The sequence below is a fragment of the Planococcus sp. VCh962 genome, assembly GCF_057748275.1.
Genome location: NZ_JBYLHS010000001.1, coordinates 396,847 through 416,911 on the forward strand (window position 1 = coordinate 396,847; position 20,065 = coordinate 416,911).

Sequence of the window (20,065 nt, forward strand, 5' to 3'; positions counted from 1 at the left end):
AATGAAGCCGTTTAAGACGAAAATGAGGGATTGAATATGTTATTCAGATACAAGAAATCATTTGAAAAAATTGCTATGGGGCTGCTGTCATTCATGCCGAAAGAGCGGGAATTAAAAAAATTACAGCAAACGATGCACATATATGAAGAAAATCCTGATTGGCAGCTTTACCTTTGGAAAAAGGGAGAAGACTTTGTCGGATTGCTTGGCGTAGAAGTCAAAGAAGATTATTTCATTATCCATCATATTTCAGTGAATCCATCACATCGAGGCGAAGGCATCGGCCATGCCATGATTGATAAGATTCGCCAGATTATGCAAGAGAAAGAAATGCGTTCCTCAGCAGAAACAGAATCGTTTCTTTTAAAATGTCCGGAGTTGGAAAAAAAGGCCGAGTTATAATAGCCTTTATAGGCATACATTTTAGAATAAGAAAAGGAAGTGCTTTTAATCAGCGCTTCCTTTTTTATTGATTTAAACTAGAAATGGCTTTTTTGTTTTGACGATTAAAAGGAAAATAAAAAAGCATGGAATATCCCATGCTTTTCTACTGCAATTAAAGTTCAAGATTTCTTCTTTTCCGCTGCTCCCTCAGGTTAATAATCGAAGACCGATCCCGCAGGCGGTGCTTGTGCATAATAAAATAGGGATCTTGTTGGGCTATTGGATTGGCTTCTTGATAGCTGTTGACCTTTCTGATTAAGTCACTGGAAGTGACAGGCAGTTGGAAGGGGCTGAACGGCTTACGGTTTGTCACATCTTCAATTGCTCCGGAAACAAACTCAATCAGCTTTTCCCGGTCAAATCCTTCAACCCAAATACCGCCATCCGCAAGTTTGACCTTTGAACGGATAAATGACCGCAACGCGCCGGGATAATTGCTCCTTCTCCAGTGGTACATGCCAACGGCTAACTGGATCCATCCGGTCAGCGGATGCAGTTTATCTTTCGGTGCGATTGACTTCCAATATTCTTCTCCTACTTCATGACACTCGAAATAATCTTTTTCTTCATTGAAATGTATAATAAATTGGATAAAAAGCGGGTGATGGAGTGGGTGCATTTTAATCCCCTTTCTACTATAATAAAGTGAAACTGCATTCAGCGGACGCCTTTCCCGCGGAATGCTAGCTGAACCAATCGGGCTTTTAAGGCCAGTAGGAGCCAGCGGAGCAGCTCCTTACTGGGCTGGGAAATAACTATGATTTAATAAAACCCGTGTTCTAGCTCTTGAGTAAGAATAAGTAAAATTTAAAGTCAGGTGGAAAATCATGTCTTATGAAGTGAAAGTAGAGGCTTTTGAAGGTCCTCTTGATTTATTATTGCATTTAATACATCGTTTGGAAATTGATATTTATGATATTCCGGTTTCTCAGATTACCACACAGTATATGGAACACATCCGTGCTCTGCAAGTGCTTGAGCTGAATGAAGCAAGTGAATACTTGGTTATGGCTGCCACCCTCCTTGCTATAAAAAGCAAAATGCTGCTTCCTGTGCATGAAGGCAATCTGGATGATATTGAATATGAGTACGAAGAGCAGGATCCACGTGAAGAGCTTGTATCCCGTTTGGTGGAGTACAGGAAATACAAAGAAGCTGCCATCAAGCTACAAGATTTGGAATCCAACCGCTCCGCAATTTACACAAAAGCGCCGATGGATTTGTCAGAGCTGCAGAATTCGTCTGCAACTGAAAACATCGACTTGGAAGTTAATGCATACGATATGCTCGGTGCGTTCCAAAAGATGCTTCGGCGCAAACAGTTGAAGGCTCCTTTATCTGCAAGGATTGCACGCCAGGAAGTCTCTATTAAAGATCAAATGACGTCGATTGTCAATCGTTTGAAAATTGCGAAAGGACGCACGACGTTCACGGATTTATTTCCGTCTAACGATAAAACAGTATTGGTGGTATCGTTTTTGTCGGTTCTTGAATTGATGAAACGGCAAGTGATCCAAGTGGAACAAGAAAAGAATTTTACCGATTTAATGGTGGAACTGAAAAAGGAGACGTGGGAATATGAAGACGACTCTTTCGAGTAAAATGGAAGCTTTGTTATTCGTTGCCGGCGATGATGGATTAACAATGAAGCAATTGCAATTCTTGACAGAAGCAGAAGCAGGGGACATCCTGACAAGTGTCAAAGATTTGACACAAAGATACGAAGAGGCGGAAAGCGGCATTATGCTAAAAGAATTGGCTGGCGTTTATCAATTGGTGACTAAACCAGAGGTCGCTGAAACAATTCAAAAATTGGTTGAAAATCCGACTACTCAAGCTTTGTCACAAGCTTCTTTGGAAGTGCTGGCCATAGTTGCCTATAAACAGCCTTTGACCCGCTTGGAAGTGGAGGACTTGCGCGGCGTCAAAAGTGAAAAACCGTTACATACTCTCGCTGCAAAAGGGTTAATTCAAGAAATGGGCCGTGCGGAAGGTACCGGCCGTGCAATTTTATATGGCACAACAACAGAGTTCTTGAATTATTTCGGGCTCAAAGATTTAAGTGAATTGCCTCCTTTGCCGGAAGAAGATGTGCCGAACGAAGAAGAGGAAACTGATTTGTTTATGACTAAGTTTCAAGAAGCTTTTAAAACAGAAGCCAAAGATTGATCAAATAAAACAGAGGAGACCAGGATCGAATCCTGGTCTCCTTTTGCTATTTAAATGGCTTTAGAATGAGCTATGTACTTTCTCTTTTCGACGAAATGTGACATAATTCCGAGTGAGACGAACGGAAGAAAGTATGTATTACAGGTAATCCTGCTTCTGCTTTTGTATGTCTAAAAAAATCAATGAGGTGAACTTATGGAGAGATTACAAAAAATGCTTGCTCATGCAGGTGTTGCTTCTAGACGGAAGTCGGAGCAGTTAATATTGGATGGGAAAGTACGGGTCAACGGAAAAGTTGTAAAAGAATTGGGCACGAAGGTTTCACAGAATGACACAATCGAAGTCGAAGGTGTGCAACTTGAAAAAGAACAGAAAGTCTATTACTTATTGTATAAACCGCGTGGAGTGATTTCTGCTGTAAGTGACGACAAGAACCGTAAAGTGGTTACGGATTTCTTTGATGACATAGATAAGCGCATTTATCCTGTGGGCCGATTGGATTATGATACGTCAGGTTTGCTGATTATGACAAATGACGGCGAATTTGCCAATTCGTTGACTCATCCGAAGTTTGAAATCGATAAAACTTATGTAGCCCGCTTAAAAGGAATTCCGGAAAGGGAAGACCTGCAAAAACTTGAGCGCGGCATTAAATTGGAAGATGGCATGACGGCGCCTGCGAAAGTGAAACTGCTTTCCGCTGATAAGAAAACTGGCAAGGCGATAGTTCAAATCACCATTCATGAAGGACGAAACCGCCAAGTCCGCAGAATGTTCGATGCCATTGGATTCCCGGTCCAGAAACTAAGCCGCGAACAGTTCGCTTTCTTAACGTTAAAGGGTTTGAATGCAGGAGAATCAAGAGAATTGACTGCTCATGAAGTGAAATTATTGCGCGTCATGGCTGAAACCGGCAAGCGCCATTAACGTTCACAAACCCTTCAAAACTCCGTACTGTAGGCCAAAGAAACTTTGTTATAATTGGATTTGCATTCGAACCTCGGAGGAGGAATAAAATTGAACGAAAAGAAAAACAAAAAAAAGCAGAACAGGCTGATCATGCGTTCAGCTATTTTGCTGGTACTGATCGCTGCTATTGGTTATACACTTTATAATAATGCCACTGCAGAAGATGTGACCGTACTGGAAGTCGGGGACAAAGCTCCTGATTTCGCTTTGGTGGACCTTGAAGGAAATGCCCATAAATTGTCTGATTATAAAGGGCAAGGCGTATTTTTGAATTTCTGGGGAACTTGGTGTAAACCGTGCGTGAAAGAAATGCCGGCCATGGACCGTCAGTACGAGGACTATAAAGACCAGGGTGTACAAATTTTGGCTGTCAATATTGCACAGTCTGAATTCGAAGTGCAAAATTTCGTGGATCAATACAAATTGTCTTTCCCGGTTGTCATCGACAAAACGAAAAGTGTCATGACTGCTTATAATATCATACCGTTGCCGACAACGGTTTTGGTAAACCCGGAAGGGAAAATTGAGCGGGTTATTACCGGTGAAATGACGGAGCAAGACATTAAAGGGTTTATGGAAGAAATCAAACCTGAATAAGGAGTTTTTTTCGGATGGAGAAAATGCAATGCAAATGCGGCCATATTAATCCGCCCGGAACGGTTTTGTGTGAATCCTGCGGGCGGTCCTTGACCGAAAAAGAGAAAAACAGCAAGCTGGTGGACATGCGTTATGAAGGAACCGCGAGAAGGTCGCAAACGTATAATAAAACGATTGTAGATAAAATATGGAACTTTTTTTCCGGCGTAAAAGTCGGTGTCGGCCTTATTGTCGTTATATTAATCGCTGCTGCAATCGGCACGATATTGCCCCAAGAACAGTATGTATCCGTGCCAGTCAGAACTGCTGAAACAATCAAAGCGTATTATTCAGAAGTTTATGGCAGCATCGGCCGTGTGTATCATTTCTTAGGATTCCACGATTTATATAGTTCGTTCTGGTTTATTATCTTAGTCGGCATGCTGGCTATTTCACTGATCATTGCCAGCCTGGACCGTTTTGTACCATTGTATCGCTCGTTGAAAAACCAGCGGGTTTTGCGCCACGCAAGCTTTATGGACAAACAGCGCATCTATGGTGAAGGCCCGGGCGCTGAAGATACTTTGGATAAAGCTGAAACTAAGTTAAAGCAGCTGAAATACAATGTAAGGCGTGATAAAAACGGCTTATTGGCTGAAAAAGGCCGATTTTCAAGATGGGGCCCTTATGTCAATCATATCGGGCTAATCATTTTCCTTTTCGGTGTAATGCTTCGCATGATGCCAGGATTTTATGTGGATGAAACCTTATGGATTCGTGAAGGCGAAACCCGGGCGATTCCCGAAGCTCCTGGGTATACACTTGAAAGCAAGAACTTTGAATTAGAGACCTATAATTCGGAAGAAGATGCTGTTTTTAAAGAAGCTATTGACCGGGTCGGGACAGTCGCCAAAAACTATCAGACGGATGTCGTTCTGTATAAGAAACCGGAAGACAGTCTTCCTGGAGTAAATGATCTGGAAGAAGTCGGTGAATACCCGATCCGGGTCAACCAGCCGCTGAAATTTGATGGTTATGCTGTTTACCAAATGGACTTTAAACTAAACGAGTTAAAAACAATGACATTCGCTTTGTCGAATAAAGAAACAAAAGAAACTTTCGGGGAATTGACGATTGATTTAATCAATCCGGAAGATCAATATAAACTGGAAAATGGGTCGACTGTGAAGTTGCTCGGTTATTATCCTGATTTTTCCGGTTTTGAAAACGGTGAACCACAAACGGCATCACCGCTTCCAAACAATCCCGGATTTTTAGTGGAAATGAAAACGCCTGAAACACCACAAGGGGAAACGAGCTTTATCACCATTCAAAATACAGTTGAACCTTTTGGTGAAAACCAATACAAACTGGCCTTCCAAAGCGCAGAAACACGCGATGTTTCCGGTTTAACCATTCGTAAAGACCGTACATTGCCGATTTTAGGCTTAGGCGGACTTATCTTCATGATTGGTGTGGCGCAAGGGATGTACTTTAACCACCGCCGTTTCTGGATTCAGCAAAAAGCGGATGGCGAGATTCTTCTGGCTGGCCATACCAACAAAAACTGGTTTGGTTTGAAGAAAGATCTTGATCAAGTTAAAGAATATGCGTCGCTTCCTGCTTATCGTGACCAGCAGGAGGAAATTGAGAAACAGCAGAAAAAGGAAGGTGAGGAATTGTCATGAACTTAGCCGACATTAGCTCCAATCTACTGTATGTTGCATTCATCGCTTATTTGATTGCTTCATTCGTATTCGGTGGAGCTGTAAAAGGTAATAAAGAAAGATCATTCGCATCTGAAAATCGTTGGGGGAAAGTGGCGTTCGGCATTACAATCCTCGGTTTTCTTGCACAATTAGGTTATTTCTTCACGAGATGGGGTGCAACTGGGCATCCTCCAATCAGCAATATGTTTGAATTTACTACGGCGTTTGGCATGACGTTGGTAGGTGGCTTTATTGTCATTTATGCGCTCTACAAAACGCCGGTCATCGGTATGATCGTATTGCCGGTTGCATTATTGATCATTGCATTTGCCAGCATGTTCCCGAGTGAAGTCAGCCCGCTGATTCCGGCGCTTCAAACAAACTGGCTGGCTATCCATGTTATTACTGTCGTAATCGCTGAAGGAGTTTTAGCCATCAGTGCAGCAGCAGGTCTAGTGTATTTATTAAAAGTAGTCGATACAAAGAAAAATACAAAACAGCGCTTCTTCCTGGAAGCGATCATGTATTCACTGGTTATCGTTTTAGGATTTGTTGTCGCGAGCACGTACTTCTCAGTGACAGGTTATGAATCAGCATTTTCTTATGTAGATGAAAAAGGTGTGGAGTCTGAAATTACGTATAATATGCCTGCGATCATCGGTATGAATCAATACGTTGAACTGACAGAAGGCACAATGACTCCGTTAGTTGAAACACCCGCAGTAGTGAATGCCAGCAAATTGACCACAGTCTTTTGGTCGTTTTTGGTTGGGACCGTACTGTACTGGCTTATCCGGCTGATTGCCAGAAAAAGAATCTCGGCCATCTTCAAACCGTTTGTAAAGAACGTTAATCTGCAATTGATGGATGAAATTGGCTACCGGGCTGTGATTATCGGGTTCCCGCTATTTTCTCTGGGAGCTTTGGTTTTCGCCATGATATGGGCCCAAATTGCCTGGTCCCGTTTCTGGGGCTGGGACCCTAAAGAAGTATGGGCTTTGATTACTTGGTTATTCTACGCCGCATATCTTCACTTGCGTCTTGGAAAAGGATGGCATGGGGAAAAATCAGCATGGCTTGGAGTCGTAGGCTTCGCCATCATCATGTTCAACTTGGTAGCAGTCAATCTAATCATCGCTGGATTGCATTCGTACGCTTAACAGAAAAGCGGAAGCGCCTGACAAGCCCCGACAAGCGCTGGAGGACTTGAAAGCCATGGCGTTTTCAGCCATGGATTCAAGGCCGAAGCGACCTCGAGGGGCTAGGCGCTGCAGCTGGACAAGAAAAGCGGAAGCGCCTGACTAGCCCCGACAAGCGCTGGAGGACTTGAAAGCCATGGCGTTTTTCAGCCATGGATTCAAGGCCGAAGCGACCTCGAGGGGCTAGGCGCTGCAGCTGGACAGAGCAAACGCCTTTATCTGGACAAACAAAATGAGCCTTTTCCACTAGTGGAAAAGGCTTTTTATTTATTTTTATATATGTTGACGGTACAATGAAAGATAAGAGACAAAAGTTGGAGGGGTTACTATGTCGGAAGAAATTACCGTATTAGTTGTTGATGATGAAGAAAGAATACGCCGCTTACTGAAAATGTATTTGGAACGGGAAGGATATATCGTGGAAGAAGCGGAAAATGGTGCCCAAGCCTTAGATATGGCCATGGAGAAAGATTACCACTGCATCTTATTGGATTTAATGATGCCGGAAAAAGATGGCATCGAAGTCAGCACGGAGCTGCGCGAAAAGAAAATGACTCCGATCATTATGCTGACGGCTAAAGGTGAAGAAGCTAACCGGGTTCAGGGTTTTGAATCTGGTGCGGATGATTATATCGTTAAGCCATTCAGCCCTCGGGAAGTCGTGCTGCGTGTCAAAGCGATTCTGCGCCGTTCTTCAGCGTATTCACCAGTCACCAATTCATCCGTATCTAAAGATTTGGTAGTGTTCCCTCATTTAACCATTGATCATGATGCTCACCGTGTGACGGCGGATAATGTGGAAGTGAATTTAACACCTAAAGAATATGAACTGCTTTACTTCCTGGCCAAATCACCGGATAAGGTTTTTGATCGGGAACATTTACTGAAAGAAGTTTGGCATTACGATTTCTTTGGTGATTTACGGACAGTAGATACCCATGTGAAACGATTGAGAGAAAAATTGAATCGTGTGTCGGAATCCGCTGCGAAAATGATCGTCACCGTTTGGGGCGTTGGCTATAAATTCGAGGTAGGAAATGAATAGAATATGGAATAGTGTAGTCGGGAAGCTGTGGATCACAATACTGCTTCTCGTTTCCTTTGTCCTTTTTATTGTGACAGTCCTGTTGCTGGAATTTCTCGGCAACTACCACAGTGAAGCGGTGGAGGAGACCTTGACAAAAGAAGCGGCCACTATTGCACGGATTTTTAATGACCATGCCGAGGTCAATATTTCGTTGAATGTAATCGATGACATTCTAGGACCGGAAACAAATGCAGTAATTGCGGAAGCCCCTCATGAAAGCACTTACTATATTCATAATGGCATTAATGGGGAACAGGTGCGCGAAGCTATTTTGAACGAACCAGATTTCCAAAAAGTTTTTGAAACGGACGAAACGGTCATGAAAGAAATGCTTCTTCCATCTTTAACAGAAGAAGAACGGATGGAGTCGTATATTGTTCTTGCCAGTCCGCTTCAGACGATTGAACAGGAACATGGTACCGTGTTTATCTACCAATCGCTTGAAGTCATGGATCGCACAGCTGAGCGGACCACGAATATCGTATTTTTATCGGCATTTATTGCATTTATCTTAACTACCTTCTTTGCGTTCTTCCTGTCGACGCGCATCACTTCTCCGCTTCGCAAAATGCGTGAAGGGGCATTTGAGCTGGCGAAAGGGAATTTTGATACAAAAGTGCGTGCGGCTTCCAGCGATGAAATCGGCCAGCTGGCAACGGCATTTAATCAGATGGGCCGTCAGCTGAAACACCACGTGGAAGTAATCAACCAAGAAAAAGAGCAGCTGTCGAGCATCTTAACATCTATGGCAGATGCAGTTATCACATTTAATCGTGACGGGACCATTCTCTTAAGCAACCCTCCCGCTGAAAAACTTCTGCAGCAATGGCTTATGAAAAGAGGCGTGGAAAAAGGGGAACCACTGCCTTCGGAAATGATTCATATGCTCGAACACGTATTGGATTATGAAGAAGAAATCGAAGAGGAATTGGAAATGGAAGGCGCATATTATGCGATTTCTTTTAGTCCGCTTTACAGTGGAGATTCCATACGCGGAGCGGTAGCGGTGCTCCACAATATGACAGAGCAGCATCGACTGGAAAAGCTGCGGGAAGACTTTATTGCGAATGTTTCCCATGAGCTGCGTACACCGATTGCCATGCTCCAGGGCTATAGCGAGGCGCTTCTTGATGATGTCGGGGCGACGGAAGAGGAACGGCGCGAGATGACCAAAATCATTTACGAGGAATCTCAGCGTATGGGCAGGCTTGTCACGGATCTATTGAATCTTGCCCGCATGGAATCAGGCTATATGCGGCTATACAAAGAACTGGTACAATTCAATGAAGTAATTGAAAGAATGACATTGAAATTTTCTCAGGCAGCCAAAGAAACAGGCATTCGGCTTTCTTTTGTTACCGATCTGGATGATTGGGCAGCAGCTGAAGTCGATGAAGACCGCATTGAACAGGTTATGACCAATTTGATCGATAATGCTCTGCGGCATACGCCTTCAGGAGGACAAGTGATCGTCAAGGTCGAACAAGAACAAGGGTACGCCAAGGTTTCCGTCAATGATACAGGAGTCGGGATTCCGGAAGAAGATCTGCAATATGTGTTTGAACGCTTTTATAAAGCTGACAAAGCCAGAACATTAGGGAAAGGCGGAACAGGTTTAGGGCTTGCGATAGCCAGCAACATCATCAATGCACACGGTGGTAAAATTTATGCCGAGAGCAAAGTTGGCGAAGGCACTTCTTTCATCTTCTTGCTGCCTCTAAAAAAGATGTAACTTTTTGTAATTAGAGACGACTAATTCTAAGAATGGGGGGAGTGTATGGACGACTCCGTTTTCCATCGCTTGTACGATGAATATCATCAAGACGTGTTTCAATTCCTCATTTATCTGGTGAAAAACCGGCATTTGTCTGAAGACTTAATGCACGAAGTTTATATTCGTGTTTTTAAAGCTTATGACCGGTTTGAAGGAAAAAGTTCAGAAAAAACCTGGCTTTTTTCTATCGCCAAAAATGTAGCGATTGACCATTTCCGTAAAACGGCGGTTCGAAAAAAGCATTCAGCAGACCATTTCGATTGGGAAACGCAGCAATTAACATCGGCTGACCGCATTCCGGAAGAAGTGGCCTCGTTGAATGAAGATAAAGTATTGCTTTATAAAACGCTGGATTTATGCACAGGCGATCAGAAGATGGTGATTATTATGCGCTATTTCCAGGATTTGTCGATAGCTGAAACCGCAGAAGTTCTAGGGTGGACAGAAGGAAAAGTAAAAACCACCCAGCATCGCGCAATAAAATCTTTGCGTGAAAAATTATCTTCTAAGGAAGGGGGAGAGGCGAATGCCGAATAACAACTGGGATGATGACCACATCGAAAGTTTGTTACGGGATTTCCCCACAATCCGCGATGAACGGCCAAAAGAAGAAGTCTATGACCGTTTGGCCCAAAAAGCTCCTGCACGCAGACGGCACAAGCAATGGCTTCCTTTATTGGTGGCAGCTCTTGCTTTTATTACAATAGGTATTCTGGTGGCCTCCATTTTGAGCCAGGGTGGCATAAATACCGCACAAAATGAAATGAGCACGGAAAGTGGTGCTGACGAGTCTACGGGCTCTTCTGCAGAAGTGGCAGAAGACAAAAGCATGCAGCAGCAGCAGGAAGGAACGACTGAGGAAGCGGATTCAGCAAATACGAACATCATTGCGAATGAAGAAGGAGATGAAGCATCCCGCATTTCGGTTTACGATGAAGATTTAGCGGGTCATACTTTATTCACAATCGGCTTGACTGAAAACGCATATGTCATCCCTCTTTCCTTTTTAATTCCCAATGAACAAATCGTTGAAGATTTGGGAATGGAAAAACCGAATACAGTTGAACTTTATAATTACTATGCCAGCCAAATAGACGAACAAGCCCTGGGGTTTGATGAATACCATCCTTATTTAGGGACCATCACAATGGGGATGGAAGGGGCTGAGCATATCTTGCCGAGCGACCATCAATACGATCTTGCTTCTGCCAGTATTGGAGTATATGTAGCAACGCTGCAAGAAACTTTCAGGGATGCTGGCCAAGTCGCTGTTTTAAATGAAGATGGCAGCCCCGCTGAGTTCAATCAAATCGGTCCAATGGAGCCCGTTGTCACTGATGTCAATAATGTCGCCTTTTTTGCTTATACAACTGCAGCAGGTAACACTTACCTGGTCCCTGGATACGGTATGCCGCTTGAAACGGCTACTGAAGCATTCGAATCAATGAAAGCATCTCCCAATGATTTTCAAAAAAGTACATTGCCGGAAGGTTTAAATTTTACGGTAACGGAAATGGATGATGTGATTCAGATTGAGTTCCAGGAACCTTTTGATTTAGAGGCGATGGAAGAAATAGATGCAAAAAGGATGATTGAAAGTCTGTCCATGACTGCCAAAGCGTATGGAAAAACTGTACAATTGGTTAATGTGGTGCAATCAGAGTGGCTGGGGTATGATTTTACCCAACCGTTAAAAATGCCGGTATCAGCAAACAAAACTCCATGGCTAATTAAATAATTGCTAAAAAAGACACTTTGCCAAACAATTATGTTTACAAGGTGTCTTTTTTCCACTAATATTAGGGTATAACAAAATATCGATTCATCTTCGGGGCAGGGTGCAAGTCCCTACCGGCGGTAATTGAATGGTAACATTCATAAGCCCGCGAGCCGTAAAAAGCAGGATTTGGTGAGATTCCAAAGCCGACAGTATAGTCTGGATGGGAGAAGGTGAAGGTGCGGACGTGTGTCGCCGATTTTTCGGTGCAACGCTTATTAAGTGTGCCTTTTCTCCCTTAAGTAATTTTGCTTAAGGGTTTTATTATGGGGCCGCATTGTCCAAGCCTTTCTTCTGGTGAATCACTACAAGGAGAGAGGAATATGAAGAATAAGAAGTTACAATCCATGATTGTAATCGGAATGTTGAGCAGTATTTCATTTATTTTAATGCTTTTCAACTTCCCATTGCCGGCGTTACCCGCATTTTTGAAGGTTGATTTTAGTGATGTGCCTGCTTTGATAGCTGCCATTACCATGGGTCCTGTTGCAGGGATCTTAGTAGCGTTTTTTAAAAACGCGCTGGACTGGCTTTTTGCAGGAAGCCCCACTGGAGTGCCTGTCGGCCATATGGCGAATTTTGTGACCAGCATTTTGTTTATCATGCCTGTCTATGTGATTTACCGCAGAATGGCAACTAAAAAAGGCATGGTGTTCGGTTTGGTCGCTGGAACATTATCGATGGCAATCGGCATGAGCTTGTTAAACTATTTAGTATTTTTGCCAATGTACTCGTATTTCTTGAACATGCCAGCTGAAACTGGAAGTGCTCTTTTTGGCACAATTGTTCTCGGGATCTTACCTTTTAACTTGATCAAAGGCCTGATTCTCACAGCAGTGGTGTTGTTGATGTTCAGCAGCATGCATGCATGGATTGAGAAGCAGCGGCTTTATTATCAATAAATGAAAAACAGGCGTTCACGAAAGCATCTTTGCTTTCGTGAACGCCTGTTTTAATTTCCAGACTTAGTCTTCATATTTAAGAGGATTTCCGTCAAAAGGAGCATCTGCCACTTTGATGGAATCGGTCGGGCATCCTTCGAATGCATCTTCCATGTCTTCTTCCAGTTCATCTGGAACTTGCTCAGTGCCCATGTTATTATCTAAAATAACAAAAGCAATTCCTTCGTCGTCATAATCGTAAATATCGGGTGCTGCAGCACCGCAAGCACCGCAAGCGATACAAGTATCCTTATCGACAATGGTATACTTAGCCATAATATTTTCCTCTCCTTTATCTCCGAACAAGTTCAGTTATACTACCGTATTCATTCTAAAGGTGTTTGTCTTGTTTTTCAACCAAAAAACGCTAGGGGGTCCACTCTTGTTATTTGAGGAGCTTGTAATAACCATCATGAAAGCTGTGAATCTGGAGCGGACAATTTCTTCTCCATTTCACTTGATCAAAGGGAAAAAATCCGGCCAGACCATCCAAGACATCGGTTATTATGGCCTCTATCCATATTTTGCGGTAATGCCGAAGCTGGAAAAACATTTGTATGATGAAGTGATTCAGCGCCTTTTCCGTAAGCAGCTATTGAATCCGAACGACCAAGTGATTGATTTGACCGAAAAAGCACTCGCTATGGACATTCCGGCATCCAGGCTCAACGGATGGAAATACAGGGGCAATGAAACGGTTTTCTTAAACCGTCTATCATTAGTTGTTCAAACCCTGTCTTATACAAGCCAACAGATCAACCGGTTTGATCCAATACATAATGCAGAAGACCTTCAGTCATGGGTCAAGAGATATTTGAAACAAATCAATTACCGGGAGCCGTCAACAGTGCGGGCTTTTAAAGCTGAAATATTTGAAAGCCTCCAGAAAGCCCGTATAAAAGACCATCAAAAAATGATTGTTATGCAGCGTTTAACCGGTCTGGGATGGAGTGGGTTGACATGGGAGCAAATTGCTTCCGCGCACGGCCTGCATATACTGGATGCCCAATTGGCGGCTGTTGAAGCGCTGCATGCCTGGATTGATGTAATTGAATCGGAGAATTTCCCTCTGCTTTTTGGGCTGGCAGAGAATATTGTTCAAAGGTCATCGTTGACAGAATCAACAACAAGAACTTTAAAACTGTTTGAAAATGGTCTTTCGCTTGAGGAGATTGCTGCAATTCGCCAATTGAAGACCAGCACCATCGAAGACCATTTTGTTGAACTGGCTATGAACGACCCTTATTTTAATTACACGCCTTTTTTATCGTCCTCCCTGTATGAGAAAGTGGTTGCAGTGAGCAAAAAAAGAAAGACGAAGCGATTGAGAGATATTAAAGAAGAATTGCCGGATGCCAGTTATTTTCAGATCCGTCTGGCATTAGCTTTGAAGGAGGATCGGCCATGAATCTGGATGAATTGCTTTATAAAACTTATGGTTTTACTTCATTCCGCCCCGGCCAGCGGGAAGTCATCGAAGAAATTTTAAAAGGAAACGATGTCATTGCTCTTTTGCCTACAGGGATGGGAAAGTCGATGTGTTACCAGCTGCCAGCCCACGTCTTGCCTGGAAGTGTGCTGGTCGTCTCTCCGCTTTTGTCATTAATGCAGGATCAGGTCTCCCAATTGAAAAAAATGGGTGAAAAATCCGTAGTGGCAATTAATTCATTTTTAAAACCCCGGGAAAGAGAAAAAATCTGGAATACACTGGGCAACTACCGCTTTATTTTTATCTCTCCAGAAATGCTGGTGCAGCCTTTTGTCAAAAAGCAGCTGCAAAAAATTAATGTTTCTTTGCTGGTAGCCGATGAAGCTCATTGCATTTCGCAATGGGGCTTTGATTTTCGTCCCGATTATCTGCGGATTGCGGAAATTTTGCCGGATTTGGGGCATCCGCAAGTCTTGGCGTTGACCGCGACTGCAACAGAAAAAGTGACCAGCGAAATCAAAACTTATCTGGAAATCGATAATCCCTTTATTTATACGCATCCCATGGATCGTAAGAACATTGTATATGACATAAAAAAATTCGAAAAGTCTCAGGAAAAATTGGAATGGCTGACTTCTTTTGTGCAGCAATGTGAAGGGCCGGGAATTATTTATGCCGGAACACGCAAAAAATCACAAGAACTCGCGGCGATCTTGATGGATATCGGGCTGCCAGCTTCCTATTACCACGGCGGCATGGAGCACCAGGATCGGGTCTTTGTCCAACAGCAATTTCAAAATGGAGAATTGGATTGGGTTTGTTCAACAAATGCATTCGGCATGGGTGTTCATATCCCAAATATCCGCCATGTTATCCATTTCCAACTGCCAACTTCTGTGGAGGGGTATGTGCAGGAAGTTGGACGGGCAGGCCGCGACGGACAACCTGCATTGGCTACACTGCTTTACGCCGAAGGAGACGAGGGACTAATGTTAAGCCTCGTGATGGACGAATTGCCGACCAGGCATGAAATCCAGGAAGTCGCGGCAAATAGAGCCAATGCAGAGCAGCTGGTTGCATCAGGCATTGTCAGGGAAACCGCATTACGGGTCGTGGAATACTGGCTCAGCCAATTAACGGTCGACGAAACACTGCGGCAAATGGAAGTTCTCCAGCTGGAAAAAATAAGGCGGGTGGATAAAATGAGAAAACTGGTTAATCTGTCTGGATGCATTAGACAGTATATTATTGGCTGTTTTGATCAGCAATTGCTCCTGAAGCCAGATAATTGCTGTGTAAATGATGGCATCGATTACTCAGTATTCGACAAGCGTAAAGCAAAGCCGAAAAAAATGGTGCTGGAGAAATGGGAAAATCGGCTAAATGCACTATTGCCTTTATGACAATTTCGGTAATCTCATTTACAAAAAGGGAAATTTTCGGCATAATAGAGTTATTAGAGAAGATAGGGGTAGTGGATTATGGGTAAACAAAATTATCGTGAAGCCATTGAAAAAGGCCGTCAGGAAATTCCAGTTCAAAGCAGTGCCGCTCCTTCAAGAAGGGCTCAGCGTAAAGCGGTTAAAAAGAAACCGGAAAAAACAAAAAATGTGCTGTTGCCTGCGTTATTTTTCATTTTCATTTTAATCCCTGTGACACTTCTTATCTACGTAGCGTTCCTATATGAGCCTAATGACACGTTAACCACTAGTGCATTAAATGATCAAGTCAGCTTGGAAACAACTCCACCGGCTTCTGACACTCCACTTGTCCCAGTTGAAGGAGAAGAAGAAAAACATGAAGAGCCAGAAGCCCTAGCAGAAAAGGAAGCTAACGAAGCAGACGCGCAGAAAGCTGCTGCCGATAAAGAGCAAGCCGAAAAAGAAGCTGCTGCTGCCAAAGAACAGGAAAAAGCCGAAGCAGAAGCTAAGGCGAAAGCTGAGGCCCAAGCCAAAGCTGAAGCCAAAGCCAAAGCGGAGGCCCGAGCTAAAGCAGAAGCGGAAGCAAAAAGACAGCAAGAAGCTGCCCAACGAGAGAAAGAAGCCGAAGAAAAAGCAAAATCATCACAGAAAACGCATGTGGTCCAATCAGGTGAAACTCTATACCGGATTGCCGTCAATAATTACGGGGCAGCAGGGGCCAATGCGGGTGTTGAAAAAATAAAGCAAGCAAACGGTTTAACTTCGAATGAAATAACTGTAGGCAGTACGTTAATTTTGCCTTAAAAGAGGGAAGACAACAGGTGTTGCCGAAATAAGACGACAAAGCTGAAGAAGAGGTAAGGTGAACTGGATGTTTGTGAAAAGTGTGATGGTAAAAAGAGAAAAATGTATTACTGTTAAAATGGACGATTCAATCCAGACTGGCCTTGACTTGCTGGAACGCCATTCGATAGATGCACTGCCAGTTATTGAAGGCAAGAAATATAAAGGAATCTTCACTTGGTTCCACGCTTACCGGGCATTTTTCTATTCCGGCAAAACTAAGGATGAATTCATCAGCACAGCCAAAGTAAGAGATGTCGTTGTAAACCAAGAAGTTTTCCTGCAAATCGAGGATGTCTTTGAAAAAGCAATTGTCGAATTGAATGATTTTCCAATCATTGCAGTTGTGGAGGATGATGAATTCCTGGGGATCGTAACACGTTTTGATGTAATGAATCAATTGCAGAGCGCTTTTGGCATGCAGCAAGAAGGAGTGCGCATCACCTTTACTTCGGTTGAATCAGAAGGGCGAATTGGGCGACTTGGTGATATAATAGAGAAGTACAAAGAATCTGTGGTCTCGCTTGTGACATTTGATGAAACGGATAAAGTGGTACGGCGCATCGTTTTGAAAATCAAGAAAAAAGACAATGTCGACCGCTTTTTAAAAGAATTGGAAAAATCGGGATTCCGGGTTTTGGATATCTCGGAAGACTAAATTTGAAATTACTTCTAAAGAGGCACAAGCAGCTCTTTGCTTTTGCTTCTTTATTTTGATTGAGGGGAATTATTTAATATGAACTGGATTTATAAAAGCAGTCTGGCAATTCTGGCGCTGCTTCTTTTTATGTTGCGCAACGCTTTTCGGCAGAACTTGAAAAGTGAAAGTGTTCAACTTCAGGCCACGCATCAATTTGAACCGTTCAAGATGATGTTTATCTCGGATATTCATAGAAGAAAGTTAAATAGCAATTTATTGGAGAATTCCGTTGATTTGGTCATTATCGGAGGCGATTTAACAGAAAAAGGCGTGCCTTTAAACCGTGTTGAAGAAAACTTGAAAGTGCTGAGCAGATTCGGGGAGACTTACTTTGTCTGGGGAAATCATGATCGAAGCGCTGGCGAGGCGGAATTGCGCCACTTGTTTGCTGAATACAATGTGAAAGTGTTGGATGATGAATCGGTATCGCTGCTTGGCCAACCTCATTTGAAGCTGGTGGGGACTGATTATTTCAGTTATGGCAAGAATTCCATTTCCAATGCTTTTGCCGATGTTTTATCAGAAGACACTGTTATTTTCGTATCTCATACACCTTCCGTATTCAAATATGTAAGAGAGAACTATTCGGCGGAATTTTTGCTTGCCGGCCATACCCACGGCGGCCAGATACGTCTAGGCAAATTTGGAATCGCAGAAAAAGGCAGATTAACTGAAAAGAACGGAAAGGCGGAATTGGTCAGCAACGGATATGGCACTACCAAATTGCCGCTTCGTTTAGGCGCGGAAGCGGAGTATCATGTCTTTGAGATAAAGCCGAAATAAGAGGGGAACTGCGATCAGGTGCCTTTTCACGGACCGTTAATTGAAGCAATCGAACTTTTCCGGCCGATAAATCTTAAATAAAGACACAGAAACTTTGCTTATCTTCTAAGTAAAATAAATAGCTGAGTGCTTTTGATTGTCAGCAGTGAAAAGAATCTTCTATCCTTAAAGGATAGATTCTGATTGTAGGAGAGGTTACACGTATGGAAAATGTAGATGCGCTGATTATCGGAGGAGGGCCATGCGGCTTGGCAACAGCCATTGCCATCAAGCGGATTGGCCTTCGGCCGATTGTTATCGAAAAAGGGAATATTGTCAATGCAATTTATAATTATCCGACCCATCAGACGTTTTTCAGTTCCAGTGAAAAATTGTCGATAGGAGATATACCTTTTATAACAGAAGACCGGAAAGCCAAACGCAACCAGGCGCTGGTCTATTACCGGGAAGTGGTGAAAAGAAGCGGAATTGAAGTACGCTCTTTTGAAACTGTTTTGGCTGTTGAAAAAAATGCGGTATTTACTGTCCGGACGTCCAAAAATACTTATTGCGCAAAATATGTCATCGCGGCAACCGGTTATTATGACAATCCGAACAAATTGGAAGTAGAAGGCGCCGATTTGCCGAAAGTCATGCATTATTTCAAGGAAGGCCATCCGTATTTTGATCAAGATGTCCTGGTTATCGGCGGCAAGAATTCGGCAGTAGATGCAGCGCTTGAATTGCATAAAGCTGGCAGCCGCGTTACGGTTTCCTATCACGGCACAAGCTATTCCAAGAGCATCAAGCCTTGGATTTTGCCGGAGTTTGACAGCTTGGTAAGAAAAGGTGAAATTACGATGCTGTTTGATTCAATCGTAGATAAAATTACAGAGCGGGATGTGGAACTGACTGTCAATGATACAAAAGAGACGATTCCGAATGATTTTGTATTTGCGATGATCGGTTATCACCCGGACCACGAATTCTTGAAAAAAATCGGCATTGCCATTGATGAAGAGACAGGATGTCCTGTTTTCGATGAAGTGACAATGGAAACAGGTACAGATGATTTGTATATTGCGGGAGTGATTGCAGCGGGCAATAATGCCAACTCAATCTTTATTGAAAATGGCCGTTTCCACGGGGAACAAATAGCCGCAGCGATTGCGGAAAAGGAAAGCGTACGCTAAGTGCGCTTTTTTCTTGTTTCCACATGGAAAAAGTTATTTGCTGTACAGGGCAATGGTGTAAAATAGGGTGGAGAAAGGGTGTTGTATTTTTATGAAGAAAAAAGTTTCTTTGATTACGACAGGCGGAACCATAGCGAGCAAGGAAGTTTCGAAAGGACTGTTGAAATCCGGCGCCATTTCAGGCAGAGAATTGGCGGCGTTATGCCAATTGCCTGAAGAAATAGAAGTAAAGGTCATTGATATTTTCCAATTGCCGAGTATGCATATCGGTTTCGACAAGATGCTGAAACTGCGGCAAGCCATCAATGCGGAAATGGAAGATGAAACGGTGGATGGGATTGTGGTAACCCACGGAACTGACACATTGGAAGAAACCGCTTATTTTTTGGATTTGACAATCGACGACAACCGTACCATTGTAGTTACAGGATCCCAGCGCTCACCCGATGAAGTGGGAACAGATGTTTATTCGAATTTGCGGAACTCCATTTATGTTTCGGTTGATGAAAACTTGAGAGGTATCGGCACGGTGGTGGTTTTCAATGAACGGATTTATACAGCGAAATATGTTAAAAAAGTCCATACCAGCAACCTCCAGGGATTTGACTCTTTCGGTCACGGTTATTTAGGAATCATCGATAATGATGTGGTCAGTGTCTATCAAAAACCGATATTCCATGAAGTCCTCGAAGTGGCGGACAGTTTGCCGAGAGTGGAAATCATTAAATGCTATTCAGGGCAAGATGGCCATATGATTGATTTGCTTGCCCAGGGCGAAACAGCGGGAATCGTGTTAGAAGCTGCTGGAAGAGGGCAAGTGTCGCCGCATATGGTGGAAGCAATCGAGCGGGCAATTCAAAAAGGCATAACTATTGTTTTGACCACTAGTGCGGAAGAAGGCAAAGCATATCCAAGCTATAGTTACCCAGGCAGTGCCCATGATCTAATGCTGAAAGGCGTTTTGCTCGGCAGTGATTATGACAGCAAAAAAGCGCGGATCAAACTGGCGGTTGTCTTATCCACTGCTAAAGAAGCGAACAACAATACCTTTAATCGGTAAGCCTCTACGAAT

Annotated in this window: 21 protein-coding genes and 1 riboswitch; of the genes, 19 read left to right on the plus strand and 2 right to left on the minus strand. The window is 43.2% G+C overall.

The annotated features are described in order from the left end of the window. Positions 1-36: 36 nt before the first annotated feature. A complete protein-coding gene (locus AC3AQ9_RS02065; protein WP_488305795.1) occupies positions 37-402 on the plus strand; it encodes a GNAT family N-acetyltransferase in 366 nt (121 codons plus the stop codon). A gap of 154 nt (positions 403-556) precedes the next feature. Here AC3AQ9_RS02065 and AC3AQ9_RS02070 read toward each other — a convergent pair whose 3' ends face one another. Beyond that, entirely contained in the window at positions 557-1,063 is a 507-nt protein-coding gene (locus tag AC3AQ9_RS02070; RefSeq protein WP_488305796.1) for a DUF309 domain-containing protein, read from the minus strand. Between the two features lie 208 nt (positions 1,064-1,271). Between AC3AQ9_RS02070 and AC3AQ9_RS02075 the strand changes: the two genes are divergently transcribed. The 11 genes from AC3AQ9_RS02075 to AC3AQ9_RS02125 all read left to right on the plus strand — a co-directional run bounded on the left by AC3AQ9_RS02075 (position 1,272) and on the right by AC3AQ9_RS02125 (position 12,606). Continuing rightward, positions 1,272-2,045 carry a segregation/condensation protein A gene (locus tag AC3AQ9_RS02075; protein ID WP_488305797.1) on the plus strand — a complete coding sequence of 258 codons (774 nt, stop codon included), beginning with the start codon at positions 1,272-1,274 and terminating at the stop codon, positions 2,043-2,045. Further along, on the plus strand, positions 2,023-2,613 hold the full coding sequence (scpB, locus tag AC3AQ9_RS02080; RefSeq protein ID WP_488305798.1) for an SMC-Scp complex subunit ScpB: 591 nt from the start codon (positions 2,023-2,025) through the stop codon (positions 2,611-2,613). Before AC3AQ9_RS02075 ends, scpB begins: the two co-directional genes overlap by 23 nt. Before the next feature lie 195 nt (positions 2,614-2,808). Continuing rightward, entirely contained in the window at positions 2,809-3,540 is a 732-nt protein-coding gene (locus tag AC3AQ9_RS02085) for a pseudouridine synthase (protein WP_488305799.1), read from the plus strand. A gap of 84 nt (positions 3,541-3,624) precedes the next feature. Further along, positions 3,625-4,179, plus strand: a complete 555-nt coding sequence (resA, locus tag AC3AQ9_RS02090; protein ID WP_488306804.1) for a thiol-disulfide oxidoreductase ResA — start codon at positions 3,625-3,627, stop codon at positions 4,177-4,179. A gap of 14 nt (positions 4,180-4,193) precedes the next feature. Then, on the plus strand, positions 4,194-5,846 hold the full coding sequence (resB, locus tag AC3AQ9_RS02095) for a cytochrome c biogenesis protein ResB (protein WP_488305800.1): 1,653 nt from the start codon (positions 4,194-4,196) through the stop codon (positions 5,844-5,846). Continuing rightward, the gene (gene ccsB / locus AC3AQ9_RS02100; RefSeq protein WP_488305801.1) at positions 5,843-7,027 is read left to right on the plus strand and encodes a c-type cytochrome biogenesis protein CcsB; all 1,185 of its coding nucleotides are present in this window, start codon (positions 5,843-5,845) and stop codon (positions 7,025-7,027) included. Before resB ends, ccsB begins: the two co-directional genes overlap by 4 nt. A 367-nt stretch (positions 7,028-7,394) precedes the next feature. Beyond that, positions 7,395-8,111: a response regulator transcription factor gene (locus tag AC3AQ9_RS02105; protein WP_488305802.1), complete on the plus strand. Its 717-nt coding sequence runs from the start codon at positions 7,395-7,397 to the stop codon at positions 8,109-8,111. After that, positions 8,104-9,885, plus strand: a complete 1,782-nt coding sequence (locus AC3AQ9_RS02110) for an ATP-binding protein (protein ID WP_488305803.1) — start codon at positions 8,104-8,106, stop codon at positions 9,883-9,885. The genes AC3AQ9_RS02105 and AC3AQ9_RS02110 overlap by 8 nt, the downstream gene beginning before the upstream one ends. A 45-nt stretch (positions 9,886-9,930) precedes the next feature. After that, the gene (sigX, locus tag AC3AQ9_RS02115; RefSeq protein ID WP_488305804.1) at positions 9,931-10,464 is read left to right on the plus strand and encodes an RNA polymerase sigma factor SigX; all 534 of its coding nucleotides are present in this window, start codon (positions 9,931-9,933) and stop codon (positions 10,462-10,464) included. Continuing rightward, a complete protein-coding gene (locus tag AC3AQ9_RS02120) occupies positions 10,454-11,665 on the plus strand; it encodes a hypothetical protein (protein ID WP_488305805.1) in 1,212 nt (403 codons plus the stop codon). Before sigX ends, AC3AQ9_RS02120 begins: the two co-directional genes overlap by 11 nt. Before the next feature lie 82 nt (positions 11,666-11,747). Then, a riboswitch (FMN riboswitch) is annotated at positions 11,748-11,883 on the plus strand. Positions 11,884-12,027: 144 nt separating this feature from the next. Continuing rightward, the gene (locus AC3AQ9_RS02125; RefSeq protein ID WP_488305806.1) at positions 12,028-12,606 is read left to right on the plus strand and encodes an ECF transporter S component; all 579 of its coding nucleotides are present in this window, start codon (positions 12,028-12,030) and stop codon (positions 12,604-12,606) included. Between the two features lie 63 nt (positions 12,607-12,669). Here the strand turns inward: AC3AQ9_RS02125 and AC3AQ9_RS02130 are convergent, their stop codons facing one another. Next, positions 12,670-12,921: a ferredoxin gene (locus AC3AQ9_RS02130; RefSeq protein WP_488305807.1), complete on the minus strand. Its 252-nt coding sequence runs from the start codon at positions 12,919-12,921 to the stop codon at positions 12,670-12,672. A gap of 106 nt (positions 12,922-13,027) precedes the next feature. Between AC3AQ9_RS02130 and AC3AQ9_RS02135 the strand changes: the two genes are divergently transcribed. The 7 genes from AC3AQ9_RS02135 (at position 13,028) to AC3AQ9_RS02165 (ending at position 20,053) form a co-directional block, all read left to right on the plus strand. After that, the gene (locus AC3AQ9_RS02135) at positions 13,028-14,053 is read left to right on the plus strand and encodes a YpbB family protein (protein ID WP_488305808.1); all 1,026 of its coding nucleotides are present in this window, start codon (positions 13,028-13,030) and stop codon (positions 14,051-14,053) included. Beyond that, positions 14,050-15,477 carry a RecQ family ATP-dependent DNA helicase gene (locus AC3AQ9_RS02140; RefSeq protein ID WP_488305809.1) on the plus strand — a complete coding sequence of 476 codons (1,428 nt, stop codon included), beginning with the start codon at positions 14,050-14,052 and terminating at the stop codon, positions 15,475-15,477. The genes AC3AQ9_RS02135 and AC3AQ9_RS02140 overlap by 4 nt, the downstream gene beginning before the upstream one ends. A 78-nt stretch (positions 15,478-15,555) precedes the next feature. Continuing rightward, positions 15,556-16,299 (plus strand): LysM peptidoglycan-binding domain-containing protein, encoded by a 744-nt coding sequence (locus tag AC3AQ9_RS02145; protein ID WP_488305810.1) that lies wholly within the window; start codon positions 15,556-15,558, stop codon positions 16,297-16,299. A gap of 67 nt (positions 16,300-16,366) precedes the next feature. Then, complete coding sequence (locus AC3AQ9_RS02150) at positions 16,367-16,996, plus strand: CBS domain-containing protein (RefSeq protein ID WP_488306805.1); 630 nt, start codon at positions 16,367-16,369, stop codon at positions 16,994-16,996. A gap of 78 nt (positions 16,997-17,074) precedes the next feature. Then, positions 17,075-17,821, plus strand: coding sequence for a metallophosphoesterase (locus tag AC3AQ9_RS02155; RefSeq protein ID WP_488305811.1), 747 nt, complete (start codon positions 17,075-17,077; stop codon positions 17,819-17,821). A gap of 203 nt (positions 17,822-18,024) precedes the next feature. After that, positions 18,025-18,993 (plus strand): YpdA family putative bacillithiol disulfide reductase, encoded by a 969-nt coding sequence (locus AC3AQ9_RS02160; protein WP_488305812.1) that lies wholly within the window; start codon positions 18,025-18,027, stop codon positions 18,991-18,993. Positions 18,994-19,084: 91 nt separating this feature from the next. Continuing rightward, the gene (locus AC3AQ9_RS02165; protein ID WP_488305813.1) at positions 19,085-20,053 is read left to right on the plus strand and encodes an asparaginase; all 969 of its coding nucleotides are present in this window, start codon (positions 19,085-19,087) and stop codon (positions 20,051-20,053) included. Positions 20,054-20,065 lie beyond the last annotated feature (12 nt).